1 protein-coding gene is annotated in these 417 nt (G+C 39.3%); it reads left to right on the top strand.

Annotated elements, in window-relative coordinates:
* Window positions 1-288 (top strand): hypothetical protein (locus tag I6F37_RS41865; RefSeq protein WP_225154652.1); only part of this gene is annotated, 288 nt, incomplete at its 5' end.
* Between the last annotated feature and the right edge of the window lie 129 nt (window positions 289-417).

The raw sequence follows: 417 nt of genomic DNA, 5'->3' as shown, positions 1-417 counted from the left end.
GCCGCTATCACTTACAACACTACATCAGAGATAAGAAGAGTGAGAACAACATACGACGGCGGTAAAACCTGGCAGGCCATTGATGCGGGTCTTAAAGGTGATCAAAGAACCGCCTCAATTGTGCAGCTTGGTGAAAACTTCTTTTGTGGCCATCCTGATGGGATTTTCAGATCATCGGACAAGGGAAAAACATGGAAACTGATTCGTTCTTCCGTAGATAATAAAGTCTTCAATTTGTTTGTTTCAGGCAACATAATTTATGCAATACCAAGAAGTGGAGGATGTTAAAAAATTTATCAGATTCATGAAAATTATTATTTACGACCTCTATCAAAAATTCGTTATGACATCTGCAGGCATAAGGTGGGTTTTCTTTCTGATCTCTGCATTTTTTGCATCAACCTGTATCTCCCAGGA

This window comes from Bradyrhizobium sp. NBAIM08 (genome assembly GCF_020193935.1).
Taxonomy (GTDB): Bacteria; Pseudomonadota; Alphaproteobacteria; order Rhizobiales; family Xanthobacteraceae; genus Bradyrhizobium; species Bradyrhizobium yuanmingense.
Note: the sequence above shows the minus strand (reverse complement) of the source record. Positions and strands in the feature narration are given on the sequence as shown.